The following is a 25,995-nucleotide window of genomic DNA, read 5'->3' as shown; positions in this document are numbered from 1 at the left end:
TTCAACAGGGAGACGAGGAGGAGGGCGCGATGAACAAACGTACGGAGGCGGCGCCGTTCGCGAACGAGCCGTTCGTCGATTTCGGCGTCGAGGAGAACCGTCTGGCGATGGAAGCCGCGATCGGGAAGATCAAGGAAGAGCTGGGGCGGGAGTACCCGCTTCGGATCGGGGACGAGAAGATTTACACCGAAGAGAAGATCGTCTCTCTCAATCCGGGGGATGTCGGCATGGCGATCGGGCGGGTGAGCAAGACCGATCGGGCGTTGGCGGAGAAGGCGATGCAGGCGGCGCTAAAGACGTTCGAGTCGTGGAAAAACGTGCCGGCCGAGGAACGAGCGGGGGTCCTGTTCCGGGCGGCAGAGAGGCTGCGCGAGCGCAAGCGCGAATTCTCGGCGACGATGGTGCTGGAAGCCGGCAAAAATTACGCGGAAGCCGACGCCGACACCGCCGAGGCGATCGACTTCATGGAGTTTTACGCCAGGGAGATGATCCGGCTCGACCGAATCAACGAGACGCTTCCGCTGACGAAGATCGCGGGAGAAGACAACCGGCTCGAGTATATCCCGCTCGGCGTCGGCATCGTGATCCCGCCTTGGAACTTCCCGCTCGCCATCTGCGCCGGCATGACGGCGGCCGCGATCGTCTCCGGCAACGCGGTGCTGCTCAAGCCCGCCTCCGCGACGCCCGTCGTCGCTGCCAAGTTCGTCGAATTAATGGAAGAGGCCGGCCTCCCGCCAGGCGTCCTCAACTTCGTTCCGGGCAGCGGGGCGGAGGTAGGGGACTACTTGACTTCGCATCCGAAAACGAGGTTCATCAGCTTCACCGGCTCGAAGGAGGTCGGCTTGCGCATCGGCCGGCTGGCGGCCGAGACCGCTCCCGGGCAGATCTGGATCAAGCGCTTCGTGGCCGAGATGGGCGGCAAGGACGGCATCGTCGTCGACGAGACGGCCGATCTGGGCGCGGCCGCGCAGGCGATCGTCTCTTCGGCCTTCGGCTTCCAGGGGCAGAAGTGCTCCGCAGGCTCGCGCGCCTTCGTCGTCGAGTCCGTGTACGAAGAGGTAACCGAGAGAATCGTCGAACTGACGAAGCGTCTATCGATCGGACTGCCCGAGCGGAATTGCGCGATTGGACCGGTCATCGACGAGAGCTCCTATAAGAAGATTCTCGGCTACATCGAGATCGGGCGCAAAGAAGGCAGGCTTCTCGCCGGAGGGGGGAGGGCTCCCGGCAACGGCTACTATATCGAGCCGACCGTGTTCGCCGACGTGGACGGGAAGGCTCGGATCATGCAGGAAGAGATTTTCGGCCCCGTGCTCGCCATCGGCAAAGCCAAGGATTGGAGAGAAGCGATCCGCCTCTATAACGATACCGAATACGGATTGACGGGCTCCTTCTTCTCGACCGACGAGAAGCGGATCGAGGAGGCGGAGCGGACGATGCACTGCGGCAACCTGTATATCAACCGCAAGTGCACCGGAGCGCTGGTCGGCGTTCACCCGTTCGGAGGATTCAACATGTCCGGCACGGATTCCAAGGCGGGCGGCCGCGATTACTTGCTGCTGTTCACGCAAGCCAAAGCGATATCCCGCAAGAGATGATTGCGCTGCATGAAGGGAGAATGCGTCTAAGCCGCCTAAATGGAGCCGCGCCTTCCTCGAGCTTGCCCAATACGCGAAGACCCGCGACATCGTCGCGGGTCTCTTGTACGTTACGCTTCCCGTCAAGCGGGAGGGGAAAAGGATCGATTCGGCAATAAATCCTGCAATAAATCCTGCAATAAGTCCTGCGATAAGTCCGGCTAAAAATCCTCGAATCCGTTCGACCCCTCGCGAGGTGCCCGATCCGGCTGTTCCATCCGGCGGCTTCCGAACCGGCCGTTCAGCCGGATCTTCCCCGTTCCGAGACTTCAGGAGCGGCTGCACAGGGCTTGGGTCATCAGATAGGAGAGCGTGGCCTCGGCGCCGCAGTTCATGTTCGGGCCGTTCGCCTGCAGACCGTCGCAGCAGCAGCCGTCCCGGGCGTCCACCATCGACGTGTGCAGGTCGTTGTCTCCGTAGAACCAGGAGAGGCAGCCGTTCCGGGCTTGGCGAAGCGCCGCGATATGCTCTCCCACGTCGACGAGCCGGGTGTCGCCCGACCGGCTGGAGTCGTCCCGGTCGGCGGTCAGCGTCCCGTTCCGCGAAGGCCGCAGGCCGCCCGACGGGACTCCCGGGGAGACCAGAAGCGACATGCCGTCTCCCTGGACCGATTCGAGCACGGCGGCGGCCTCCTCCAAGGCGAGAGCGAGCTTGAACATCTCGAGCGGCTGCTGATCCCAACGGCTGACGGAATCCTTCGTGCCCCAATTCTCGTTGCCGATCGGGCGGAAGCCGCCGCTGTCGGACGTCATCGCTTCCTGAAGAGAGGACAGGCTGTCGAGCCCGATCTCCAGCGTCTCGGTGCGCCTCGTCGCGCGGTACGCCTTCAGCATCGCCCAGGGCAGCACTCCGTTGCCGTACGTCATGGCCGGCTCGAACCACCTCCAGCCGTCGCGGGAGAAGTGGCGGAACGCTCCGGTCAGATGATCCTCGTACCTCAGGAGGTGATCCTTCAGCTCCGCCGCCCAGCCGTCCGGCAGGGCGATCATTCCCTGATCGGCGGCCGTCAGCAGGTGCGAGCAAGCGGCCATCGCGAACGCCTGTCCGCGAAGCGAGTCGATCCGGCCGAGCGTCCGCATCGACTTCTGGAACAGAATGAGCGCGGTCTCGCGCTGCCCCGTCTCCAAGCGGACCCAGGCGTCGGCGCAGCTCCAGACGGAGCGTCCCTGGCAATCGTGCGATATGCTCTCCGGCTCGGGCGTCCGGTCGTAAGCGATATTGTTATGGAACCAGCCGTCGTCCTCCTGGGCCCAGAGAAGGAAGGCCAGGTAGATGTCGGCCAGCTCCTTCAGATTCGCCCGGTCTTCCTCCCCGACAACATTCGAATGCCGGGGATCGAGCCATTCCGTCACGGTCCACAGAGCCCGGGCGTTGTCGTCGGTCGTGTAGCCCTCCCGGCGCCGCGGAATGCGGCCGAGAGCGTGCTCCAGCAAGCCGGTATCGTCCGTTAATCTGCGCAGATGGACGAAGGATGGCGCGTCGCCGCGCCACGGCGTCCGGTCAGACGACATCGGCCATTCCCCAATCCTTATTCGCGACCACGCGCTCGAGCAGCCCCAAATACTGCGCACCTACTTGAGGCCACTGCATGCTGCGCCCGATCTCCGACATCCACTTCTCGCATTCCGCGCGAAGCTCCGGGTAGGTGAAGAGTTCGATGATCTTCGAGCTCCAGGCTTCCGTATCCCCATAAGGCAGAAGCAGCTCGTCGTAGCCCTGGACGAGATCCTTGGCGTAGCTGTACGGCGTGCTGAGAATCGGACGGCCGAGGCCGGCGGCGTAAGCCAGCGTCCCGCTCGTGATCTGCTGCATGCCCGGATAAGGCGTCACGTACAGATCGCACGCCGAGATCAAGGACACGAGCTCGTCTTCGGGGACGTAACGGTTGATCATCCGGACGTGGTGCTCCAGGCCGAGCTCCGCGATAAGGGCGATCAACTCCTCGCGGTACGCTTCTCCCTCGTGCTTCTTCACTTCCGGATGGGTCTGGCCGGCGATGATGTAGAGCAGGTCCGGAACGGCGTTCACGGCTTTGGACAGAGCCCGGAGCAGCGATTCGATGCCCTTGGACCGGCCGAGCAGGCCGAACTGGAACAGCACCTTCCGGTTCTCCCAGCCGTATTGCTGGCGGGTCAGCGTCCTCTCCCGGCGGTTCGGCACGGGAGCGCCGTGCGGAATGAACGAGATTTTCTCCAAGGGAATGCGGAAGTGGTCGTGCAAATAACCGACCGCCTTGCGGTTCATGACGTGAATGCGGTCGCTTCTCTCGGCGATGGCCGCCTGAACGGAAGCGTAAGGCTCCGCGGGGTTCTCGAACACCGTATGGAAGGTGGTGGCGACGGGCTTCTTCAGCCGGTCGAGAAATTCGAGCAAATAATCGCCGGCCTGCCCGCCGAAGATGCCGAATTCGTGCTGGACCGACACGACGTCGACGGAGCTTCGGTTCAAGGCGTCCGCCAGCCTTCGATAGTCGTCCTTCTCCTGCTTGAGAAGCGGGTATAGCCACGGCTCGTTATACGCGTCCGCCTCGTCGGCGTTGCACATGGCGATGACGGGGTCGGGGGCGGAAGAGCCCTTCGACGCGGCGACCGCTTCGCGCAGATGATGGGTGTAGGTGGCCAGCCCGCATCTTTTCGGCACGTATGTGCTGACGTAGGCAATTTGGAAAGGAGTTGAGTTCAAAGACGTTGCACCTCCAAAGCGCGGTTGGAAACCGCTTCGTTGTGAAATAAGGGGACCCGGGCGGGGCGTCGGTCCGATTGCGGCGCCGGCGAAGCGACATCGTTCCCGTCGGTTCGCGGTCGGCGGCGTAGAACGGCACCCTCGGCGCGGCGGCCGCCTGCGTACGGGAGAAGAAGTCTCTACCTTCATGGATACGGCTCTGCCGGGAGGATTATGCCCCGGCGCCGCCCCGCCCGCCGGAAATCGCCGCGCCGCTCGGACCGACATCGCTAAGGACTCGTTGCCCTCGTACAGGCTCTATATAGGTATTTAACGCAACGATCCGAAGACGAAACACCCTTCCGGCGCAAGCCCGAGCGATCGTCGAACCCGGATCTCCGGGCTCGTTCCCGGGCATTCGCTCCCGGGAAATAAAACGCCTTCCCTTCGATCGGGAGAAGGGAAGGCGCCGCTTGCGGGTCGGACGGCCGGCTTCCGCCGGGCTCGTCCGATCCGGCGTCAGGTTCGCGAACGACGTCCGAAAATGAGAGACAGAACGAACAAGACGAGGAAAACGAAGAACAGAATCTTGGCGATGCCGGCCGCCGCCGCTACGATGCCTCCGAACCCGAAGATCGCGGCTACGATGGCGACGACGAGAAAGACCATGGCCCAGTAGAGCATGTGAATCTCCTCCTTCCGTTGTTAGGGCGTTAGCCTTGCTTGCCGAGACTTTACCCGCACCTTCCGGCAGCGAATCAATCCGGGCCGCTCCGGGATCGCCGGAAACGCTCCGAGGCCGTTTGGTAAAGGCTTCCCGGCTGTGGTATCATGATAGGAACCCGAGCGGAAGGGGAGGTGATGGAATTGAACAATAACCGCTCTTCGATGCGATGGCTGCTTCTGTTCGCCATGCTCTTCCTCTCCTTATCCTTCGCGCCGGTTCCCGAATCCGAGGCGAACACGGGCGAAGGCGGCCGCGTCACCGTCGGCCAATTGATGGTCTCGAACGCCAAGTCCGCGGGAGGCCTTCCCAACGCGTCCTATCCGAAGACGTTCGCTCTTGGCGCCATGCTGTGCCTGCTCCTATTGACTTCCGGATCCGCCCGTACGGAGAGCAAACCTCGCCTTCCGACGGCTTACCGCTATCCGGATATCTCCCTTCGAATGCTGCGGCGGTTCCTCAGACCGTTCCGTTTCGAATCCAACTATTTGGCTTGATTCCCCATGCGCTGTCGGCAGCGCGTTTAAGGCGGACGTAGACCGGGCTCGTATTTTCGCATACCCCCAGGTCTGTTCAGTCGCGCCCCAATCCCTCGCAATCTATCGATACGTTCCTCTATCTTTTCCCGGCGAGCATCCCAACGAAAGACGATAGCCGCGCCTGGCCCCGATAGTTGAGGCTCTTGTTTGCGCACGCTATTTTTCCCATACGGAGATGGATAAAACTTCATAACTGGAGGTTGTGCGTTCATGCAAATTCGCGAATCCGAGCTTCCGTCGATCGGCAAGAAGTTCCAGATGACGACCGAAGCCGGAGACAAGCTGGTCCTTGTCGTGCACGACGACGGCAGGCGGGAGATGTACCATTACGACCGGGAGGACCCGGACGATTCGATCTCCATGGTCGAGCTGACGGACGAGGAAGCGAAGCAGTTCGCTTTTATCCTCGGAGGGCTCGTCTACAAGCCGAGATCGCTCGAGACGATCGAGATGGCGCTTGACGAGCTCGTCATCGAGTGGTACCGGCTCGAGCCGGGCAGCCCGTACGCCGGGCGGACGATCGGGGAGCTGGACATCCGCCGGAGAACCGGGACGACCGTCATCGCCGTCGTCGGCCGCGGCCAGGTCCGCCAGATCAATCCGGGACCGGACTTCGTCGTGCCCGAAGAAGCGACGCTCGTCGTGATGGGCGAGAGACGACACCTGAAGGAGTTCAAGAAAATGATCAAGAACGGAAGTGATTGAGTGGAGCACATCGTATTCGAGATCGGTCTGGCGATCGCGCTGGTCGCGTTCGCCGGCCTTCTGTCGGGACGGCTGAAGTTCTCGGTCATCCCGTTCTATATCCTGATCGGCATGGCCGTCGGTCCCCACGCGTTCCATTGGAGCGTATTCGACCTTCGGTTCATTCACAGCGCCCCGTTGATCGAATTCATGGGGCGGATCGGCGTCCTGTTCCTGCTGTTCTATCTCGGACTGGAATTCTCGGTCGGCCGTCTGATCAAGTCCGGCCGCAAGATCGTCGTCGGCGGAACGATCTACATCGCCATCAACTTCACCCTCGGCCTCGTATTCGGCTGGGCCGCGGGATTCCCGCTGGAAGAGACGCTCGTGATCGCGGGCATCACGACGATCTCGTCGAGCGCGATCGTGGCCAAGGTGCTCGTCGATCTGAAGCGCACGGCCAATCCGGAGACGGAGATGATTCTCGGCATCATCATGTTCGAGGACGTGTTCCTCGCCGTCTACCTGTCCATCCTGTCCGGCCTCGTGCTCAGCGGCTCCAGCACGCTGGGAGGCGTACTGCTGTCCGCGGCGGTGGCGCTCGTCTTCATGCTCGCGGTGCTGATCGTCGGGCGCAAGGCGGTGCCGCTCTTGAACCGGCTGCTGAACATTCGGTCCAACGAGGCGTTCCTGCTCGTCGTCTTCGCCGCGCTGTTCATCGTGGCCGGCTTCTCCGAGAAGCTTCACGTCGCGGAAGCGATCGGGGCGCTGCTGGTCGGCCTCGTCTTCGCGGAGACGGAGCACCGCAAGCGGATCGAGCATCTGATTACGCCGTTCCGGGACTTCTTCGGCGCGCTGTTCTTCTTCAGCTTCGGGCTGACGATCGATCCGAAGTCGCTGATCACGAAGGAGACGCTGTGGCTGTCGCTCGCGGCGGTCGCCGTCACGCTCGTCGGCAACTTCGCCGCGGGCATGCTCGCCGGGCGAAGCGCGGGCCTGTCCGCGAAGTCGTCCACGAATGTCGGCCTGACGATCGTCTCCCGGGGGGAATTCTCGATTATCGTCGCCAATCTGGGCAAGGCAGGAGGCCTCCTGGCGGTGCTTCAGCCGTTCGCGGCCCTCTACGTGCTCATTCTGGCCGTGCTGGGGCCGCTATTGACGAAGGAGACGAAGGCGATCTACCGGGTGGTCGGCAAATTCATCAAATTCGATTCGGATCAGAGGAGCGTGCAGCACAAATAATCCGCATTCAAGGAGGACGATAAGATGACCAAGCTTAGCCTGGCACGGACGGAGAGGGCAAGGCTCGGCCGGAACGCCGGCGCCGCCACGGGGGCGATGCTCGCCGCGGCCGGACTCGAGCTGTTCCTTATTCCTCACGGAATGACGGCGGGGGGAGCGATCGGGGTGTCCGCCTTGATCGCCTTCCTCGCCGATGCGAGACTCGGGCTGCTTCTGCTCCTTCTTCATGCGGTATTTCTGCTGGCCGGCTACCGGCGAATCGTCGGGCTGTTCGGGCATCCGGCCGTGATCGGCCTGGCGGTTCTGAGCCTGGGGACGCTCGTCCTGCACCCGCTGCCCGCGTTGACCGGCGACCCGCTGCTGGCGGCGCTCATGGGCGGGGCGCTGCTCGGGGCGGGCTCGGGCGTCGCCCTGCGGATCGGCGGGTTCACGGACGTCTCGCACTTCGTCAAGCTCCGCTGGTCGTCCCCCGCGATCTCCAAGGGCTTCCACGCCTTGAACGCGGCGCTGTTCCTGGGCGTCGGCCTGGCGTACGGCTGGGAGCGCGCGCTGTATTCTCTGCTCGCGTTCGCGCTCGCGGCCGAAGCGACGCGGCTTATGCTGCGGGGGTATCCGTTCTGGAAGCTGATGTGGATCTGGAGCGAGCGGGAGGACGACGTCCGTGCCGCGCTCGCTTCCGAAGGCAAGAGGGAGTTCGTGGAGACCGTCGGCGAGGAGGCGTCGCCGGGGGGAACCCGGCCGGTTCTGCTGTGCCGGGTCCACCGCCTGGAGGAGGAGAGGCTCCGAAGGCTGGTCCGGGAAGCCGATCCCGATGCCCGGCTGGCCCTGTCCCCGGTAGGGGAGGACGGGCGAATCCCGTTTACCCGATAAGGCGGCAGGTTTATGGCGGAGGGAGCCGTTCCGGAAGGTCGATAGACCGGCGGGGCGGCTCCCTCTGTTTAAGGAACGGGAGAATCGGGGTAATAGAACGCCATCCGGAGCTTGCGAAGGAGGAGTGCCCGATGGACGAGAGAGCGATCTACGCCGCAAGCGCGCTCGTGGCGGCCTTAAGCTTCGCGGCCTTATGCGTCTACTTGATCCGCACGCTCGTCAGCGCCAGGCAGACGATGGAGTCGCTGAAGACGACGGTAGAGGAGGCCGGAGCCACCGTGGAGTCGCTTCGCGGCAACGTGCGGGAGCTGACCGCGAACGTCAACGAGATCTCGATCAACGTGAAGCAGAAGCTGCACGCCGCGGACGCGTTGTTCCAGGCGGCGAAGGAAGCCGGGGCGACGTTGCAGGAGACGACCCGCGCGGCCAAGGAGGTTACGGGGACGCTGTCCAAGGCGGTGCGCGAGCAGGCGTCCAAGCCGGATAAGCCTTGGGTGGCTTGGGTAACGGCCGGTGTCAAGGTCGCGACCGCGATCCGCCAGGCGATGAAGGCGAAGGCCGCCGAGCAGCGGCCGCCGCACGCGAACCGGTCCGGAATTTGAGACGGGGTGTTTCGCCGCCCGGTCCGCGGGGTAAGAAGAGGACGTAACCGCAATACGATCGACAGCAGAAGGAGGAGATGCCGATGAGAGCCTACGTGAAGCTGGTGAACAACGGTCTGGAGGCGTACGACGCCGTGAAGGACCTTCGGGCTCAAGGGTACACGACGGATCAAATCTACGTGCTGGCGCACGGAGAGGAGAGGACGGAACGACTGGCCGACGCGGCGAACGCGAGCACGATCGGCCCCTCCGAGGAAGGCGCCTTGCAGACCGTCGCGAACCTGTTCCGCAAGCGGGGCGACGAGCTGAGAAGCAAAATCGAAGCGATGGGCATCGACAGCGGCGAGGCGAAGCTGTACGAGGCGGAGCTCGACCGCGGCAAAGTTCTCGTGTTGGCCCGATAAGGACGGGCCCCTCTCGCGGGAGGCAAACGGGAATAAGGAATGAGGGAGAGCCTCATTCCTTATTCCCGTTTGCCGCTTGCGCTTTACAGAGCGGGGGCGCGCAAGTACGCTGAAATTACGCTGGAATGATGCTGAAATTACGCTGGAATGATGCTGGAATAAGGGGAAGAGGAGCCGGTTAACCGATGAATATCCTTATCGTTGACGATAATCCGATGAACGTGATGGTCGTGCAGGAGATGCTTAAGCGCTCGGGCTACAAGGATGTCCGGGCCGCCCACTCCGCCGAAGAGATGTTCCGATTGCTGCATTCGGAGCTGGATGCTTCGCGCTCCTCCAAGGTGTCCGTCGACTTGATCCTGCTCGACCTGATGATGCCGAATATCGACGGGATCAAGGCGTGCCGCATGCTCCAGCAGGACGAGCGGCTGCGCGACATTCCCGTCATCATGGTGACGGCGATCGGGGACTCCCGCAAGCTGGCCGAGGCGCTGGACGCGGGAGCGACCGATTACGTGACGAAGCCGATCAACAAGATCGAGCTGCTCGCCCGCATCCGCTCCGCGCTTCGGCTGAAGCGCGAGCTTGATTGGCACAAGGAACGGGATCTGCGGATGCGGGAGGACCTGGACCTGGCCCGGCAAGTGCAGGAGTCCGTGCTGCCGTCCGACCTGGACGAGGAGACGTTCCGGCTGCAGGCCTACTTCCAGGCTTCGGAGGAGCTCGCGGGCGACCTGTACGCCTGGCACGTCTTCGACAAGCACCGGATTATCGTGGCCGTCATGGACGCCATGGGCCACGGCATCTCGTCTTCCCTCATCAGCATGTTCTCCGCCTCCGTGCTCAAGGAAGCGATGCGGACCCACATCACGCCGAAGCGCGTCGTCCACGAGCTGAACCGGAGATTGTGCCAGCTTCAGTACGAGAACGAGCTCGTGCATTATTACTGCACGGGAATCTGCGCGTGGATCGACCTGGAGCACGGCGTCATGGAGTACGTGAACGCCGGTCACCCGCCCGGGCTCGTCATCCGGGAGGGCGGCGCCAAGACGGAGACGATGGCCGTCACGTGCGCGCCGATCGGCTTGTTCGAGCAGATGGAGATCAAGGCCGAGACGATGAGTCTCGCTTCCGGAGATAACCTCTATCTCTTCACCGACGGCCTGCTGGATCTGTTCCCCGGCGACCTGGAGGAGAAGAGGACGGAGCTGGCGGGCCGGATCGCGGCTTCCGGCGGCCGCGAAGAGCCGCTGCAGGAGCTGCTGCTTCAGCCGTCCCTGGACCGCAGGCCCGACGACCGGTGCATCGTTCGCCTAGAGGCGAAGGCGAAGGGGGCGGAATAATGCGGATCAAGACGAAGATCCTTCTCGGCTTTGTCGTCCTGCTCGTGCTGATGGTCGGGATCACCACGTTCGGCTACGACCGGCTGAGCCGGATGAACGACCGGCTCGGCGGCTTCTACGACAACCGGTTCGTCAAGGTGCGGGACGTCATCGATCTGAGAGGCACCGTCAACGCCTCCGGAAGAGCGGTCAACGACGTTCTGGTCGGAGCCCTCGAGAGCGATTCGCTCGGCGTCGCGGAGCTGAAGCGCCAGCTCGTCGTCTTCCAGACGCAGCTGGCGAAGCTCTCCGAGAGGCCGAACGATCCCGGCGAACAGCAGCTGGTTGATCAAGTGACGCGCGACGGCGAGCGGTTCGGCGACTTCCTGCAGCGCTTCGTCGTTCTGACCGAGCAATTCGACCGCGAAGGCGCGCTCGAGCTGTACAAGAGCCTGGGACGATCCCGTCAGGACAACATCGTCAGCTCGCTCAATTCTCTCGTCACGTTCGAACAGAAGACGATGGAGACGGAGATGGAGCGTACGAGCTCGATGTACGACCAGTCCGTCCGTTGGGTGGCCGTCCTGACCGTTATCGGGCTGTTCCTCGGCCTGGGGGTCATCCTCTGGGTGTTCCCGAGCATTACGAAAGGGTTGAGCCTGCTGAATCTCATGGCGACGAAGTTCGGGCAGGGTAGGCTTCGCGGGTTCGGCCGGCTTCGGATTCAGTCGTCCGACGAATTGGGACAGCTCGCCGAGGTGTTCAAGCGGATCGCTCTCGACCTGCAGCAGCAGAAGGAGAGAGAGGCTCTGTACCATCAGGCGAAGGAGCAGCAGGCCTGGATGGACGCGCAGCTCGCCCGGACGGCGGAGCTGCTCAAGGAAGGCGCCGATCTGAAGGCGATCTCGCAATCGTTCATCAACGAATACGCTCCGGTTCTCGGAGCGGCCTACGGGGCGGTTTACTTGCTGGACGGGAACGAGAACACGAATCCTACGCGCCTCTACCGGTTCGGAGCCTACGCTTACTCCGGCTCGGATTCCTCCGCTCGCGGCCAGGCGGAATTCGACATCGGCGAAGGCTTGATCGGGCAGTGCGCGTTGAAGGGCGAGACGATGACGGTCGAATCGCTGCCGCAAGGGTACATGCCGATCCGCTCCGGCCTCGGCGAGGCGCCTCCGACGCAGCTCGTGCTGCAGCCGGTCAAGGCCGACGGCAAGACGATCGGCGTCGTGGAGCTCGCCTATTCGCAGCCGGCCGGCACTCTCCAGCGGACGCTGCTGGAGAAGATCGGCGAGAAGTTCGCTTACCTCGTCATGAACATCCAGTCGCGTTACCGGGTGGAGGAGCTGCTCCGGGAATCCCAGGCGATGACCGAAGAGCTTCAGGTCCAGTCCGAGGAGCTCATGTCCCAGCAGGAGGAGCTGCGGGAGACCAACGAGAAGCTGGAGCTTCACGCGGGACGCTTGAAGCGTTCGGAAGAGCGGCTTCAGCGCCAGCAGGAGGAGCTGGAGCACACGAATCAGGAGCTGACCGTGAAGACGATGGCTCTCGAGGAGCAGAACCGCCAGGCCGAGCAGAAGAACCGGGAGATCGCCCAGGCGAACGCGGCGCTGGAACGCCAGGCGATGCAGCTGACGCTGGCTTCCCAGTACAAGTCGGAATTCCTCGCCAACATGTCCCACGAGCTGAGGACGCCTCTGAACAGCCTGATCATCCTGTCGCAGTTCCTGGCCGACAACGCGGAAGAGAACTTGACCGAGAAGCAGCTCGAATACGTGAAGACGATCTATTCGTCCGGCAACGACCTGCTGAAGATGATCGACGAGATTCTGGATCTCGCGAAGGTCGACGCCGGGCGGATGGAGATCGCTCCGGAGCAGACGCTGATCGAGGACATTACGACGGATCTGTCGCACATGTACGGATCGATCTCCGAGGAGAAGGGCGTCGGCTTCTCGGTGCGGACCGAGCCGGACGTTCCTCCCGTCCTGTACACCGACGGCCACCGTCTCAAGCAGATTCTGCGCAATCTGCTGTCCAACGCGGTCAAATTCACCTCGGAGGGGTCGATCGAGCTGCGGATCCGTCGCGGGTGCGAAGAGGAGATTCCCGCGGACGCGGCGGGCAACGGACCGTACGTCGTCTTCGAAGTCGAGGATACGGGGATCGGCATTCCGGCCGACAAGAAGGAGATCATCTTCGAAGCGTTCCGTCAGGCGGACGGCACGACCAGCCGCAAGTTCGGAGGCACGGGCCTGGGCCTTACGATCAGCCGGGAGCTCGCGCATCTGCTGGGAGGCTGGGTCACCCTCGCGAGCAGCGAGCCGGGCGAGGGAAGCAAGTTCGTGCTGACGATTCCCGAGCAATGCCCGCATCCGGCCGAGAGCGGGAACCTGGCCCTGTCCGGCGACGCCTCCGCGGCGGCCTTCGACCTCTCCGTCACCGAAGAGGAAGCGTCCGCCGCGCAGGAGGTGACGGCGGCCGTCGAAGAGGCTCTCGGCGACGGGACCGGCGTGCCCTCGGACGCGAAGGGAGAGCCCGGCGGCCGGCGTTCGTCCAGGAGCGCGGCAGGGGAAGCGGCCTGGGCGGGCAAGACGATTCTGCTGGTCGACGACGACGAACGCAACGTGTTCTCGCTCAAGAGCCTGCTGAACCATCATTCGATCGAAGTGTTCACCGCCGAGAACGGCAAGGAGGCCATCGGGCTGCTCGCTTCCGGCCTCGAAGCGGATCTCGTCCTGATGGACATCATGATGCCGGAGATGGACGGCTACGAGGCCATGACCCGCATTCGCAATCACCCTCGCTGGAAGGAGCTTCCGATTATCGCGCTGACGGCCAAGGCGATGAAGGAGGACCGGGACAAGTGCCTGGAAGCCGGAGCTTCCGATTATTTGGCCAAACCCGTCATGATCGACCAGCTGTTATCCTTGTTGAAAGTGTGGCTATCCCGATGACCGACGAGAACGAGCTCCTGGAGTACGACGAACAACTGGAACGGGTCGAGATCGAGCTCCTGCTGGAAGGAGTGTATCGCCGCTACGGCTACGACTTCCGCAACTACGCCTACCCGTCGCTGCGAAGAAGGATCTGGCACCGGACGACGATGGAGCAGCTCGGCACGATCTCGCTGCTGCAGAACCGCGTGCTCCATAGCCGGGAAGCCTTCGAGCGCCTTCTCGCGGATCTCGTCATCCCGGTGACGGAGATGTTCCGCGACCCGGGCATGTTCCGCTGGTTCCGCGAGCGCGTCGTGCCGGAGCTTAGAAGCCTTCCGTTCCTCCGCTTGTGGCACGCGGGCTGCGCTTCGGGCGAAGAGGCCTATTCGACCGCCATCCTGCTGCGGGAGGAAGGATTGCTGGAGCAATCCCGCATCTACGCGACGGATATCAGCCAGCAGGCGCTCTCCAGAGCGCGCGAGGGCATCGTATCGGCGGACCGTTACGAGCTGTACGAGAAAAATTACCGGCTGGCGGGAGGGAGCGGGAAGTTGTCCCGCTTCGGCGAGCCGTTCCGCGGCGCTTGGCGGCTCGACCCGGCCTTGACCGAGCGGATCGTGTTCGCCGAGCACAATCTCGTGACCGACCGCTCCTTCAACGAGTTCCATGCGGTGTTCTGCCGCAACGTCATGATCTATTTCGACCCGGGGCTGCGGGAGCGGGTGCACGCCCTGCTGTTCGAGAGCCTCGCGGACGGCGGCTTCCTCATTCTCGGAGGCAAGGAGACGGTCGCCTTCACGAAGTTCGCCGGCCGCTACGAGACTTGGAACGACGAATACCGGATATACCGCAAAATCCGGTGACGCGCCGGCCGCGCGCCGCCGCCGGGTCTCTCCGGGGGTTCAAACGGCTTCCAAAGGGGTATAGTTTAGGGGAAGGCGGAGGCGAATCCGCCGCCGATCTACCCTGAAGGAGGTGTACTCCATGGCTTGGACGATGGGAATATTCGAACGGGAACAGCAAGTGCTCGACGCGGCCCGCAGGCTGCGGGAGGCCGGTCTTGGCGACTCTCGCCTGCGCGTGATCGTCAAGAACGAGGAGAGCGCTCCGCTTCTGTCTTCCCAAGACGCCGTGCCGGTGGAAGGCATAGCCGGCGTGCGGGAGACGAGGGAGCGCCAAGAGCGGGAAGGCCATGAATGGGACGGCGACGGCGAAGCGGTCGTGCCGGCCGTCGCGTACCTGGGCACGCTGCAGGGCTTCGGCACCGCGGGCAACACCGCGCCGGTCGCCGCCTATGCCCTGTCGAACGTTGGCGACGACGACCTGGAAGCCGCGAACGTTCTTCGCGGCATGGGCGTTCCCGATTCCGCCGCGGACGCCTGCGCCGACGCGCTGCGCGGAGGCAAGTTCGTTCTGACGGCGGAAGAGGACGGAGAAGCCGCGCAGGCCGGGGAACTGATGAGGGCGACGGGAGCGGTCGACGTGCTCCATTGAACGACGGGCGGCCGGTAAGAGGAGGGATTCCTCCTCTTACCGGCCGCTTTTTGCCAGGCGCCGCGCGCGGGCCGCTGCGGCCGAAGCGATCGGGATCGGACGGTCCGGGCGGACGATAGGGGCGACCGGCGACTTCTCGCCGATCAGGCTGTCGCGGATCAATCTCGCGGCGATCGCGCCGTAGACGGTCCCGTTGCCCCCGTAGCCGAGGGCGTAGAAGGTGCCGGGCCGCCGCGGATCCTCTCCGAGCCAGGGAAGATTGTCGGCGGATTCGCCGAACGTGGCGCACCATTCGTATTCGGGCTCCGGCTCGAGACCCGGGAACAGCTGGCCGATGTCCGAGCGAAGCCGCAGCGTGCGCTGCCTCAGCTCCGAGTCGCTGAGCACCGGCCGCCGGAGAGGCTCGTCCAAGCCCCCGGCGACGATGCGCCCGTCCTCCGTCGTGCGGGCGTACAGGTACGGCCTGGACGTCTCCCACAGAAGGAAGCGCTGATGCCATTCGCTTAAGCCTTCAAGCGGCTTCGTCGCCATGGCGTAGGACCGGTTCAGCCGGGCGGCGAACAGGGCGCTTCCCGCCGCTTCCGGGGTATAGCCGACGGCATAGACGAGGTTGTCGGCGCGGATCTCTCCGCGCCCCGCGCGGACGACGAACCGGCCCCGCTCCCCCTGCACGGACAGCATCGGCGTCTTCTCGTAGACGCGAAGGCCTTGCTTGGCGGCCTCCTCCACGACGGCATGGACGAACCGGTAAGGATTCATCTCGGCGTCTCCGCGGGTTACGATAGCGGCTTCCCGGCGGAAGGGGAAGTTCTCCTCGATGCGGCGCCCGTCCCACCATTCCGCCCCGAAGCCGAATCGGTCCAGCATCTCGTACTCGCGACGAAGCGCCGCGACGTCGTCCTTCGAGCTGGCCATATAGAGGCTGCTGCGGAGCTTGAACCCGACGTCGCGCGGCAGCGTCTCGGCGATCCGGGCGAGATGCAGGACGGCGTCCTTGCATTCCTTATAGAATAAGACCGCGTTCCGCTCCCCGATCTGCTCCGCCAAATGCGACAGCATGATATCATTGGAGTATTGGATCAGCCCGGTGTTGGCGAGCGAGGAGCCGGACGCGACTTCGTTCTGCTCGATCAGAACGGCGTCGATACCGCTTCTGGCCAGCAGGAGCCCGCATAACGAGCCCGACATCCCACCGCCGATCACCAGCGCCTTGCAGCGATCCGTTCCGGACAGGGAAGGGTAGCGGGGCGGATTCGGCCAGGTCGCGGGCCAATAGAGCGAACCGTAATACAACGACACCGGCAGTCCCTCCCATCGACGATTGCAAGCCGGGGCTTCTTCCAGTATGCGCATTATCCGACCATCGGAGTCAGAACCTGCACGATGAAGTAGACGACGGCGAACAGGACGCCGAGGCTGGCCGCGAACCGGGCGAGCGCCCGCCAGGCGTGGCTCGGGTCTTGACCGTTGTCCGGCCGTCTTCCGTCGAATGGCACGTTGGCGCGTTCCATCGTTCCCATCTCCTTGTCGCTTAGTCGCGCGCTACGCGCGGTATTGGCTGAATTCGATTCTTGCTGATCGCTTACCCGGCCCGGCGAAGGGCGAAACGGGAGCAACGGGAGCAGCGGGAGCGGCGAGCCGCCCGGCGCTTGTTTCGATATGCGGCGCGCGGGGTAATGTCCCTAGTAGAGCGCACTTGCAGAAAGGGGTTTACTATGCAAACCGATAAACTGACTTTTCGAACGGAGAATCTGGATGGGACGACCGTCGTCCACATCGCCGGGGAGCTCGACCTGGAAGTCGCTTCGCAGATGAGGGCGACGATGGAGCCCCTCATGGAGCTCGGCGATCGCAAGCTGGTGCTGAATTTGCGCGATCTCAAGTATATCGACAGCACCGGCATCGGGATCCTGATCGGCATCCTTAAAGCGCGGCATGCCAAGCAGGCCCCCTTCGCCGTCGAGGAAGTACCGGCTACGATCCGCAAGCTGTTCGACATGACCGGCATCACCCCTTTTCTGACGGCGGCGGAATCGTATTCGAACGGGTCGCCGAAGTGAGCGGCAGAACCAGGAAGAAAGGAACGGAGAGCCACACGATGAAAAATGACGCGAACGTAAAGCTGTCGGTCCCGGCCCGGCCCGAATTCGTCGACTTGGTACGTTTGACGCTGTACGGGATTGCGGCCAAAATGAATTTTTCGTACGAAGAGATCGAGGATATGAAGGTTGCGGTATCGGAAGCCTGCAACAACGCCGTCCTTCACGCCTACGGGGGCGAGGAGAACGGCGGTTCCGTCGACGTCCGGTTCGACATTCTGGGCGAAGACGAGCTGCGAATCACGGTCAGCGACTCGGGAGAGAGCTTCGTGCCTTCGGGCGACCTTCAATCGTCGAACCTGCTCGGGAAGTCCATTGAGGAGATCCAGTCGGGCGGATTGGGACTCTACCTGATGCAGGCTTTGATGGATAGCGTGGAAGTGAGAACGCAACAAGGAACGGCGGTCGTCATGTCCAAGCGGCGCGAGGCTGCCGGGAAGGCCAGCGTTTGACCCAGAGCGCGCGTCTGCCCGACGACGCTATGGAGATGCTGCTGGCGTACCAACGCACGCACAGCACGGAGCTGGCGGACGAGCTGGTGCGCCATTACGAGCCGCTGGTTCGCATGGCCGCGCTCAAAATCTCGAGAAGCCGGCCGGACCTTCAGGAGGACCTGTTCCAGGTCGGCCGGATGTCGCTGTTCCGGCTTCTCTCGCAGTTCGACCCCGAGCTGGGGATGCCCTTCGAACCGTACGCCATGAAGAGCATCGTAGGCCAGATGAAGAACTATTTGCGCGACAAATCGTGGTACGTGCAGGTCCCCCGGCGAATCAAGGAGAAGGGGCTGGCCGTCCAGCAGACCGTCGACGAGCTGACCTTGAAGCTCGAGCGGTCGCCCAGCGTGGAGGAGATCGCGGAGAGCCTCGGCATGGAGCTCGAGGAGACGCTGGAGGTGCTGGCGGGGCGGGAGCTGTATCACTACGTCTCGCTCGACACGCCGATCGTCGGGGACGAGAACACCGCGACGCTCGGGGAGCTCATCGGCTCTCCCGCGGACGACTACGAAGGCGTCGACCGCCGGCTCGACCTGCAAGAGGCGATGGAGAAGCTGAAGCCGGAGGAGCGCCAGGTGCTCGTGCTGCTGTACCGGGACGGGTATTCGCAGAGGAACGTGGCCGACCGGCTCGGCGTGTCGCAGATGAGCGTCTCGCGGATCCAGCGAAGGGCTATCGACCAGTTGAAGAAGTGGATGACCGAACACGATCAGGAACGGCCGACCGGAAGCGGATGACGAAGCCAAGGAACGCGGATCGCAGGTTGAAATAGGGGAAAGCCGATGGGCCCGGAGCCTCTTGCGTCGCAAGCGGTTTCCGGGCCTTGCCGCGCCCGCCCGTATGCCGCGCGCATCTTCGGGGGGCTTATCCTCATGTCTCGGGCTGCGCCGAAGCCCCGAGCCCTCCCTCGGAAAAAAAGAGTCTCGCGTACCGATCGTACGAATGTTTCAAGGCCCGCGTCCGGGGTAATAATCGGTACGCAACAAAAACTCTAAAGGACAAGGCGGTGGACGTGATGAGTGTTAAGTACCAGCTCCGTTGCTTCGAATGCGATATTATGGTGGTGGAGGGGAACGATGCTTATCAACTCAGCATACAGTCCCGCTCGAATCCTCTCGGCTTCGGCAACCGGTTGGCCGAATACGATACCGAGGAACGCGCTAAAGACGCAGCCGACCACTTCTGCAGGATGTATACGATCGCCAGAGAATACGGGTATCATCTTCACGGCGGGGAGTTCCGCAGAGAGGATCTGCCTCCCATTCCCGTAGCGCAATTCCTGGAACTGCGCTTGACGCCGACGGGAGTACGGGCGCTGCTCGACAACGAAGCCCGCATCTACGGAACGCCGCTAACGATGTAAGCCGCACGCCGAAATACACGGGCCGCCCCGGCAGGGGCGGTCTTTTGTCGCTCCGCCGCGCGAACGAGAAGCGGTTAGCCCCTTCACGGACGCCGGACCACCGCGCGAGGGGAAGCTGAGCGGCGCGCCTGAGCGAGAGGGAGAGCGGCGCAAGGGCGCTCCCGCTCGCACTCGCGCGCATCGCGAACAAAGGAGCGCTCCGTCATGGAGCGCTCCCGTCGAGCCGTTCCGGCCCGGCCTTCCGTCCGATTCCAGGGCGCCGAAGCGGGCGAGCCTACTCTTGGGCGGGATCGGACACGAGCCCTTCCTTCCTCAGCTGCGCTCCCGTCTTCACCCTCTCCATCTCCTCGCCGAGCCGCTTCAAATCGCTCATGTCCTGGACCATGGAGCCGTTCTCGGCCTCCGACACCGGGCGGGTCGGCATCGGGCCGGACGGGTGCCGGTCCGCGTCGGGCTCATAGGCGGCGTCCGAAGCCGCAGGGAGCTTCGTCTCGCAGGCGGCGTCCGATCCCGTAAGGCTCGCGCTCCCTTGCCGATCGTCGTTCATCGCGCTCACGCTCCTCTCTACTGGCATCCTATTCGCTCCTGGCGGCGTCTAGAAATAACCGTTAGCGCTGGCGCCGCCGTCCGAAGCGCGCCAACAAAGCCAAGCCCCGACGACTCGGGGCTTGGCTTATCGACGGACGGGCCTGCGGCTTAGTTGGCCGACGGCTTCTGCGAAGCCGCCGATGCCGCCGATGCGGCCGCCGTCTCCGCCTCGTCCTTCACGGCCCTCACGACGGACTTGGTCTTGTCCACCAGGTCCGTGGCGTGCTGGCTCACTTGGCTCGCGACTTCCTTCGTCTTGGCGCCGGCGTCGGACATCCACTGCATCGCCTTGTCCGATGCCTGGTTGTACTTCGAGCGGATGTCCTGGCGCAGCTCGCGTCCGGACTTCGGAGCCAGCAGCAGCGCCGCCGCCGCTCCGACCGCTCCGCCGATAATCGCGCCTTTGACCAAACCTTTGGATTCTGCCATAAGTAACGCCTCCTTCGATAGATTCATTCGGAATTTTCCCGCGCCGGCTCTCGTTCTGTCAGGCAGCCTTGCGAAGCGCCTGGCCGAGCAGGCCGAGCAGGAAGACGAACAACGCGGCTCCGATGATGGCCGGAATGACCGCGAATCCGGCGATGACCGGTCCCCAGGACCCGAGCAGCAGCGCCCCGAGCCACGCGCCGGCGAAGCCGGCGATCATGGAGCCGAAGACGCCTCCCGGCATCCGGCTGCGAACCAGCGAATCGCCGATGATCCCGATCAGGATGGCCATCAGCACGCTGATCACGAATCCCCACATCGACTTCTCCTCCCTTCGAGACCGCCGTCGCCGGCGATTCTATGGGATGTGTTGCTATTGCATCCTTACCCGCGGGCGCCCGCGCTGAACCACCGGGACTTTCCGACGTACTCTCTTTCGACTACAATAGGGAAAGACTGGTGAGGAAGGCGAGGACGTTCATGGATTGGAGAATAGACGATCGGTCGTCTCCGCTCAGCTTCGGAACCTACGGCTCCGGAGAGCGAGGCGGCCGTCGCTGGACGCGGCTGGATTGGATTTTGATCGCCATCTTAACGTTGGTATCCGCTTTGGCTTCATTTCACGACCTGGGGAATCGTTCCGCTCCGCAGACCTTCTGGAAGCCCGGGGCATCCGGGGAAGGCTTCGTCGTCGACTTCGGCGAGGCGAAGGCGGTGGATCGGCTGAACCTGTACGAAGGGCCCGGGGCAACCGGGAAGAGCAAGATCGAATATTCCATCGACGGTACGAACTGGCAGACGTATGCCGAAGTCGAGCACAAGGTGAACCGGGCGTTCACCTGGAAGTCCGAGGACAAGCACGCGGAAGCCCGCTATATGCGGTATACGGCCGTCGCGACGGGATTCCGCCTGTACGAGGCGGCGTTCTTCTCGAAGGGGTCGGACGAGCCGATCCGGATCGCGGACATCAAGCCGGCGGGAACGCAGAGCGGCTCCGCGGAGGGCAGCGCCGATCTCGCGTTCGACGAGCAATCGGAAGCGCCGTACCGGCCGGACTATCGCAACAGCATGTACTTCGACGAGATCTATCACGGCCGCACGGCCTACGAATTCATCGAGAAGATGGAGCCGTACGAGAACACTCATCCGCCGCTCGGCAAGGTCATTCTGTCGCTAGGCGTCGAGTGGTTCGGCATGACGCCTTACGGCTGGCGCTTCATGGCGGCGGTCGGCGGAACGGCGATGGTGCCCGTGTTCTACTGGGCGGCGAGAGGATTGTTCAAGCGGACCCGGTACGCGTTCATCGGGACGCTGCTGCTGCTGTTCGAAGGGTTCCATCTCGTCCATTCGCGGATGGCGAACGTGGATATCTTCGGCGTGACGTTCACGATCGTCATGTTCTACGCGATGTACCGCTACGGCGAGACGAAGTGGCGCGGGGGCGGATTCGGCAAGGGGTTCGGGTATTTGGCCCTCTCCGGCGTCTTCTTCGGCTGCGCGGCGGCCGTCAAGTGGAACTACCTGTACGGCGGGGCGGGGCTCGCGATATTGTTCTTCCTGTCGCTCTACCGGCACGTTCGGGAGGCGAAGCGGGATAGGGAACCCGGGGCCGCCAAGAAGGCGATTTTGACCGTGCTGGCCTGCGTCGTCCTGTTCGGGGCCGTGCCCGTCGGCATTTACGCGGCTTCGTACATTCCGTACTTGAAGGCGACCAAGGCCGAAGACAGCTACAAGGATTTGTGGCAATACCAGAAAAACATGTATCATTACCATAAAGGAGTCAAGGAGAAGCACCCGTACTCCTCCAAGTGGTACACGTGGCCCATCATGCAGCGGCCGGTCTGGTATTACGGAGGCAAGGACCTGGCCAAGGGCGACGCGCAGAGCATCGCCGCGATCGGCAACCCGCTGATCTGGTGGGGAGGGCTGCTCGCGATGCTCGCCTCGTGGGTGCTCGGATTCCTCCGAAGGGACAGGGTCGTCCTGACCCTCGGCGTCATGTACCTGAGCTTCTACGTGCCATGGATGGTCGCGCCGCGAAGCATTACGTTCCTGTACCACTACTTCCCGATGGTGCCGCTCCTCATCCTGTCCATCGTGTGGATGCTCCGGCATCTGGAGGAGCGCTGGCGGTACGGGCGGGAGTTCACGTGGCTGACGGTTGCGGCCGCGGGCGTGCTGCTCGTCTGGTTCTATCCCGTCCTGACGGGGATGACGATCAGCCGGGAATGGATGAATATCGGGATCCGCTGGCTCCCGAGCTGGGGATTCTGACAACCCCGAGAGGTATTGGAAAAGGGGATCGAAAATGAACGGACCTGTATTCCTGTCGGTCGTGGTTCCGATGTACAACGAGGAAGAGGTCATCGAGACGACCTACCGCAGACTCGTGTCTGCGCTCGACCCGATAGGAGAGACGTACGAGCTCGTCTTCGTCAACGACGGAAGCCGGGACTCGACGGACAAGATCGTAAGAAGGCTGGGGGCCGAGGACGCGAGGGTGAAGCTGGTCGACTTCTCGCGCAACTTCGGCCACCAGATCGCGGTCACCGCGGGGATGGACTACTCCTCGGGACGCGTCGTCGTGCTCATCGACGCGGACCTGCAGGATCCGCCGGAGCTCATCCCCGAGATGATCGCCCGCTGGCGCGAAGGCTACGACGTCGTCTACGGACGGCGCATCGCGCGGCGGGGAGAGACGTGGTTCAAGAAGGTGACGGCGGCTACGTTCTACCGGCTGCTGCGCTCGATGACCTCCGTCAACATTCCGGTGGACACGGGCGACTTCCGGCTCATGGACCGCAAGGTGTGCGACGCGCTCGGCAGCATGAGGGAGCAGAGCCGCTTCATCCGCGGCATGGTCAGCTGGGCCGGCTTCAAGCAGACGTCCGTCGAGTACGTTCGCGACGAGCGATTCGCAGGAGAGACGAAGTACCCGCTGCGCAAGATGATCCGGCTCTCGCTCGACGCGATCACGTCGTTCTCGACGAAGCCGCTGAAGTTCGCCGGCATCCTCGGCTTCGTCATGTCGGCGGTCGGCTTCGTCTACCTGCTCGTCGTCGTGTACCAGCGGCTGTTCACGGACACGACGCAGCCCGGCTGGAGCTCGATGGTCGTCATCAGCCTGCTGTTCCACGGCATCACGCTGTCGCTGCTCGGCGTGCTCGGGGAGTACATCGGCCGCATCTACGAGGAAGCGAAGGGCCGCCCGCTGTATCTGGTGGCGGACAAGCTGAACCTCGGCGAGACGGCGTCGGACAGGACGGGCGGGACCAAGCCGGATGCGAAGCCGCTGCCCGAGACGGCCGAGGCGGCGTACCGCCGCTGAAGCAAGCCGCGCACAGAACGAGAGGCTGAACCCGGTTCGTCACTGGGCCAGCCTCTTATCCGTTTCCGCGGCTTCCGCGAGCAGCTCGATCAGGTGTCGGATCGCGGGGTTTTTCCACTTTTTCCGATGGAGAACGATCTGGGTATAGAACGTAATGTCCGGGTGGGCGAACGGCAGCGCGACGAGATGGCCTTCCGCCAGCTCCCGGTCCACCGCGATCCGGGGCAGCAGGCCGACGCCGAGTCCGTAGCCGACGAGCCGCTTGATCGCTTCCAGGCTGCCGAACTCGTGCTGAATCTGGTAGGCGACGCCCTGGGCGGTCAGCAAGTTCTCGAACGCCGCGCGGTACGTGCACGTCTGCTCGGTGGCGATGTACGATAGATCGTGGAGATCCTTCGCATGGACCGACTTGGCGCCGGCGAGCGGATGGCCGGGCGGAGCGACGAGCACGAGCGGTTCCTGGCGCAGCGGGATCGTCTCGATGTCTTCGTCGCAGACGAGCCGGTCCATGATGATGCCGATGTCGAGCTCCCCCGCCCGGATCAGCTGCAGAATGTGCGGCTCGGCGAGCGGCAGCGCCTGCAGGTTCATCTGCGGGAACGCCTGGCGGAACCGGTTGAACACCGGGGGAAGGAAGTAGGCGACGAGCGATTCGATCGTTCCGATGTCGAGGTGGCCGGAGATCTGGCGGGAGATCAGGTGCTTCGAATCGTCGTACAGGGCGATGATCTGCTCGAAGTAGCGGTGCAGCTGCTCCCCTTCGGAGGTCAGCCGCATCGTGCGCCCGAAGCGCTCGAACAGGACGACGCCGTATTCGTTCTCCAGCTTCTGAATGTGCGTCGTGACGCTGGATTGCACGTAGCCGAGGTTCTCCGCCGCCTTGGTGAAGCTTTGGCAGCGGGCCACTTCCAGGAAGCTTCGCAGATAGATCAAGTCCAAGACCGGTCACCACCGACTTCAATAGGTTTAGGGCTGCTTCATCTGGAAAAGAATAGCCGCGACGAGAAGCGTCGCGGGGAGACGGAAGACGCCGCCCGGCGTCGTCTCCCCACCGTTCGCGAGACGCCGGAGCTCCAGCTTCCGCTCGCGCTCCTGCGTGTCGTTTTTCCATATTGTAAGGGCCACATAGTCGTTAAGCAACATCTTTCTCGCCTCCGTTCGGGGGATGGATTGGCTCTCATCTTACCACCGGCCCGGCAGGCGAAGTTATCCAACGTTTTGCATGATCGTTATCGATATTTTCGATGGAAACGCCGTCATCTCGCGAGCTTGGGCGGCGGGGCATACATCCAGGGAGGACGAACACAACATGAGCGATCGAATTCAGATGCCGGGCGACGTTCCGCTCGCCGTGACGACGAGGGGAGGGCTCGCGGAGAACGAGCACCGCGGACGCATCTGCGTCGTGTCGGCGGATAGCGGGGAACTGCTGGAGTCGTACGGGGATGCTCGCGCCCATGCTTATATCCGGTCGACCGGCAAGCCGATCCAGGCGATCGAGCCGCTGCTCGGGGGAGCGGCCGAGGCCTTCGGGTGGGAGGACCGCCATCTGGCGATGATGGGCGCGTCCCAGCGAGGGCACGCGGAGCAGGTCGCGGCGCTGGAAGAGATGCGCGAGCGGGCGGGCATTCCCGAAGAAGCGTTCGCGTTCCGGGCCGTCGCGCCGGCGAACGCCCAGTCGAGGGACGAATGGGCGAGGCAGGGAGGGCATCCGCGGAAAATCTACCATACGTGCGCGGGCAAGCACCTCGGCATGCTCGCCTGGAGCAAGTTGATGGGCTGGCCGCTGGAGGGCTACGCGGAGCCGGACCATCCCGCGCAGAAGAGAATCGTCGCTCGGGTACGGGAATGGATGGGCGCGGCCGAGGAGGAGACGACGGTCGGCCGCGACGGGTGCGGCATTCCGGTCGCGGCCGCGCCGATGTGGCGGACGGCGCTCGCGTACGCGCGGCTCGCCTGTCCGGACGCGGCGCCGGACGAGGCGGCCGCCCGCGCGGCCGACCGCGTCGCGCGCGCGATGAATAGGCACCCGGAGTTGGTCGAGGGGCCGGGCCGGCTGGCGAGCCTGCTGCTCGCCGACCCGAACGTCGTCGCCAAGAGCGGCGCGCAGGGGCTGTTCGCGATCGGGCTGCGCAAGGAGCGCCTCGGCATCGCGGTGCATCTGTCCGACGGGTCGGAAGCAGCCTGGGGTCCGGTCGTCATCGCGCTGCTGGAGAAGCTCGGCGGCGTCTCGGAGGAGACGATGGCGTCCTTGCGGGCGCGCTATCCGCGCACGTTCCTCAACGACGCGGGGGACGAGGCCGGCACTTGGGAAGTCGTGTTCTGATCGTGCTTGGGAGACCGCGGAAGGGCTTGGCGCATTGCGCCGCCTCTCCGCGGTTTTTTCTGCCATTGTCCCATTCGCATACGGAATTGGTTTTCCAAGTTCAGATCCGCATCCCTGCCTAGTTCGGACTGTGCAGAATCTAAATGCGGGCGGTTGAACGAACGAGTGCGATTTTTCGAATCAAATCGCCGAAATCATCGCAAACAGAAGAAATCCGTATGATTTTCACATAAAACGTAAGCAACGCACC

The 25,995-nt window shown here is 63.6% G+C and carries 28 protein-coding genes; 18 read left to right on the top strand and 10 right to left on the bottom strand.

The window, feature by feature from the left end; all coding sequences use genetic code 11:
* Positions 1–29: 29 nt before the first annotated feature.
* Positions 30–1,598: an L-glutamate gamma-semialdehyde dehydrogenase gene (gene pruA, locus H7B90_RS11935; protein ID WP_185136104.1), complete on the top strand. Its 1,569-nt coding sequence runs from the start codon at positions 30–32 to the stop codon at positions 1,596–1,598.
* A 308-nt stretch (positions 1,599–1,906) separates the two neighbouring features.
* Here pruA and H7B90_RS11930 read toward each other — a convergent pair whose 3' ends face one another.
* The 3 genes from H7B90_RS11930 to H7B90_RS11920 form a co-directional block, all read right to left on the bottom strand.
* A complete protein-coding gene (locus H7B90_RS11930) occupies positions 1,907–3,148 on the bottom strand; it encodes a hypothetical protein (protein WP_185136103.1) in 1,242 nt (413 codons plus the stop codon).
* Entirely contained in the window at positions 3,138–4,319 is a 1,182-nt protein-coding gene (locus H7B90_RS11925; protein ID WP_246578444.1) for a glycosyltransferase family 4 protein, read from the bottom strand. The genes H7B90_RS11930 and H7B90_RS11925 overlap by 11 nt, the downstream gene beginning before the upstream one ends.
* A 498-nt stretch (positions 4,320–4,817) precedes the next feature.
* Positions 4,818–4,982, bottom strand: coding sequence for a DUF1328 family protein (locus tag H7B90_RS11920; RefSeq protein ID WP_185136101.1), 165 nt, complete (start codon positions 4,980–4,982; stop codon positions 4,818–4,820).
* Positions 4,983–5,165: 183 nt separating this feature from the next.
* Here H7B90_RS11920 and H7B90_RS11915 point away from each other — a divergent pair, with 183 nt between their 5' ends.
* The 10 genes from H7B90_RS11915 to H7B90_RS11870 all read left to right on the top strand — a co-directional run bounded on the left by H7B90_RS11915 (position 5,166) and on the right by H7B90_RS11870 (position 15,121).
* Positions 5,166–5,519 carry a hypothetical protein gene (locus H7B90_RS11915; protein WP_185136100.1) on the top strand — a complete coding sequence of 118 codons (354 nt, stop codon included), beginning with the start codon at positions 5,166–5,168 and terminating at the stop codon, positions 5,517–5,519.
* A 252-nt stretch (positions 5,520–5,771) separates the two neighbouring features.
* The gene (locus tag H7B90_RS11910) at positions 5,772–6,266 is read left to right on the top strand and encodes a cation:proton antiporter regulatory subunit (RefSeq protein ID WP_185136099.1); all 495 of its coding nucleotides are present in this window, start codon (positions 5,772–5,774) and stop codon (positions 6,264–6,266) included.
* Positions 6,267–7,487 (top strand): cation:proton antiporter, encoded by a 1,221-nt coding sequence (locus tag H7B90_RS11905; protein WP_185136098.1) that lies wholly within the window; start codon positions 6,267–6,269, stop codon positions 7,485–7,487.
* 24 nt (positions 7,488–7,511) lie between these two features.
* The gene (locus H7B90_RS11900) at positions 7,512–8,357 is read left to right on the top strand and encodes a YitT family protein (protein WP_185136097.1); all 846 of its coding nucleotides are present in this window, start codon (positions 7,512–7,514) and stop codon (positions 8,355–8,357) included.
* A 131-nt stretch (positions 8,358–8,488) separates the two neighbouring features.
* Positions 8,489–8,959: a DUF948 domain-containing protein gene (locus H7B90_RS11895; protein ID WP_185136096.1), complete on the top strand. Its 471-nt coding sequence runs from the start codon at positions 8,489–8,491 to the stop codon at positions 8,957–8,959.
* 83 nt (positions 8,960–9,042) lie between these two features.
* Positions 9,043–9,363 carry a YflT domain-containing protein gene (locus H7B90_RS11890; RefSeq protein ID WP_185136095.1) on the top strand — a complete coding sequence of 107 codons (321 nt, stop codon included), beginning with the start codon at positions 9,043–9,045 and terminating at the stop codon, positions 9,361–9,363.
* Between the two features lie 185 nt (positions 9,364–9,548).
* Positions 9,549–10,706 (top strand): PP2C family protein-serine/threonine phosphatase, encoded by a 1,158-nt coding sequence (locus H7B90_RS11885; RefSeq protein WP_185136094.1) that lies wholly within the window; start codon positions 9,549–9,551, stop codon positions 10,704–10,706.
* A complete protein-coding gene (locus H7B90_RS11880) occupies positions 10,706–13,645 on the top strand; it encodes a response regulator (protein WP_185136093.1) in 2,940 nt (979 codons plus the stop codon). The genes H7B90_RS11885 and H7B90_RS11880 overlap by 1 nt, the downstream gene beginning before the upstream one ends.
* Positions 13,642–14,490, top strand: a complete 849-nt coding sequence (locus H7B90_RS11875) for a CheR family methyltransferase (RefSeq protein ID WP_185136092.1) — start codon at positions 13,642–13,644, stop codon at positions 14,488–14,490. The genes H7B90_RS11880 and H7B90_RS11875 overlap by 4 nt, the downstream gene beginning before the upstream one ends.
* A gap of 121 nt (positions 14,491–14,611) precedes the next feature.
* Positions 14,612–15,121 (top strand): hypothetical protein, encoded by a 510-nt coding sequence (locus H7B90_RS11870; protein WP_185136091.1) that lies wholly within the window; start codon positions 14,612–14,614, stop codon positions 15,119–15,121.
* 36 nt (positions 15,122–15,157) lie between these two features.
* Here H7B90_RS11870 and H7B90_RS11865 read toward each other — a convergent pair whose 3' ends face one another.
* Positions 15,158–16,420, bottom strand: a complete 1,263-nt coding sequence (locus H7B90_RS11865; RefSeq protein WP_185136090.1) for an NAD(P)/FAD-dependent oxidoreductase — start codon at positions 16,418–16,420, stop codon at positions 15,158–15,160.
* Positions 16,421–16,473: 53 nt separating this feature from the next.
* Positions 16,474–16,632 carry a hypothetical protein gene (locus tag H7B90_RS11860; protein WP_185136089.1) on the bottom strand — a complete coding sequence of 53 codons (159 nt, stop codon included), beginning with the start codon at positions 16,630–16,632 and terminating at the stop codon, positions 16,474–16,476.
* A gap of 204 nt (positions 16,633–16,836) precedes the next feature.
* Between H7B90_RS11860 and H7B90_RS11855 the strand changes: the two genes are divergently transcribed.
* The 4 genes from H7B90_RS11855 to H7B90_RS11840 all read left to right on the top strand — a co-directional run bounded on the left by H7B90_RS11855 (position 16,837) and on the right by H7B90_RS11840 (position 19,077).
* Positions 16,837–17,181 (top strand): STAS domain-containing protein, encoded by a 345-nt coding sequence (locus H7B90_RS11855; protein WP_185136088.1) that lies wholly within the window; start codon positions 16,837–16,839, stop codon positions 17,179–17,181.
* Positions 17,182–17,219: 38 nt separating this feature from the next.
* Positions 17,220–17,672 carry an anti-sigma B factor RsbW gene (gene rsbW, locus H7B90_RS11850; RefSeq protein WP_185136087.1) on the top strand — a complete coding sequence of 151 codons (453 nt, stop codon included), beginning with the start codon at positions 17,220–17,222 and terminating at the stop codon, positions 17,670–17,672.
* A 29-nt stretch (positions 17,673–17,701) separates the two neighbouring features.
* On the top strand, positions 17,702–18,451 hold the full coding sequence (locus H7B90_RS11845) for a sigma-70 family RNA polymerase sigma factor (protein ID WP_185136128.1): 750 nt from the start codon (positions 17,702–17,704) through the stop codon (positions 18,449–18,451).
* A 278-nt stretch (positions 18,452–18,729) separates the two neighbouring features.
* A complete protein-coding gene (locus H7B90_RS11840; RefSeq protein WP_185136086.1) occupies positions 18,730–19,077 on the top strand; it encodes a hypothetical protein in 348 nt (115 codons plus the stop codon).
* Positions 19,078–19,351: 274 nt separating this feature from the next.
* On the opposite strand, the gene H7B90_RS11835 is transcribed toward H7B90_RS11840, so the two are convergent.
* The 3 genes from H7B90_RS11835 to H7B90_RS11825 all read right to left on the bottom strand — a co-directional run bounded on the left by H7B90_RS11835 (position 19,352) and on the right by H7B90_RS11825 (position 20,410).
* A complete protein-coding gene (locus H7B90_RS11835; RefSeq protein ID WP_185136085.1) occupies positions 19,352–19,651 on the bottom strand; it encodes a hypothetical protein in 300 nt (99 codons plus the stop codon).
* Positions 19,652–19,773: 122 nt separating this feature from the next.
* Entirely contained in the window at positions 19,774–20,094 is a 321-nt protein-coding gene (locus tag H7B90_RS11830; protein ID WP_185136084.1) for a YtxH domain-containing protein, read from the bottom strand.
* A 58-nt stretch (positions 20,095–20,152) separates the two neighbouring features.
* Complete coding sequence (locus H7B90_RS11825) at positions 20,153–20,410, bottom strand: GlsB/YeaQ/YmgE family stress response membrane protein (RefSeq protein ID WP_185136083.1); 258 nt, start codon at positions 20,408–20,410, stop codon at positions 20,153–20,155.
* Positions 20,411–20,571: 161 nt separating this feature from the next.
* Here H7B90_RS11825 and H7B90_RS11820 point away from each other — a divergent pair, with 161 nt between their 5' ends.
* The gene (locus tag H7B90_RS11820) at positions 20,572–22,365 is read left to right on the top strand and encodes a phospholipid carrier-dependent glycosyltransferase (RefSeq protein WP_185136082.1); all 1,794 of its coding nucleotides are present in this window, start codon (positions 20,572–20,574) and stop codon (positions 22,363–22,365) included.
* A gap of 34 nt (positions 22,366–22,399) precedes the next feature.
* Complete coding sequence (locus H7B90_RS11815) at positions 22,400–23,419, top strand: glycosyltransferase family 2 protein (RefSeq protein ID WP_185136081.1); 1,020 nt, start codon at positions 22,400–22,402, stop codon at positions 23,417–23,419.
* Between the two features lie 39 nt (positions 23,420–23,458).
* Here the strand turns inward: H7B90_RS11815 and H7B90_RS11810 are convergent, their stop codons facing one another.
* Positions 23,459–24,358 carry a LysR family transcriptional regulator gene (locus H7B90_RS11810; RefSeq protein ID WP_185136080.1) on the bottom strand — a complete coding sequence of 300 codons (900 nt, stop codon included), beginning with the start codon at positions 24,356–24,358 and terminating at the stop codon, positions 23,459–23,461.
* A 27-nt stretch (positions 24,359–24,385) separates the two neighbouring features.
* Positions 24,386–24,562, bottom strand: coding sequence for a hypothetical protein (locus tag H7B90_RS11805; protein WP_185136079.1), 177 nt, complete (start codon positions 24,560–24,562; stop codon positions 24,386–24,388).
* Between the two features lie 166 nt (positions 24,563–24,728).
* On the opposite strand from H7B90_RS11805, the gene H7B90_RS11800 reads away from it, so the two are divergent.
* A complete protein-coding gene (locus H7B90_RS11800; RefSeq protein ID WP_185136078.1) occupies positions 24,729–25,745 on the top strand; it encodes an asparaginase in 1,017 nt (338 codons plus the stop codon).
* Positions 25,746–25,995 lie beyond the last annotated feature (250 nt).

Origin of the sequence: Cohnella xylanilytica (assembly GCF_014212175.1) — a bacterium.
GTDB lineage: Bacteria > Bacillota > Bacilli > Paenibacillales > Paenibacillaceae > Cohnella > Cohnella xylanilytica.
Note: the sequence above shows the minus strand (reverse complement) of the source record. Positions and strands in the feature narration are given on the sequence as shown.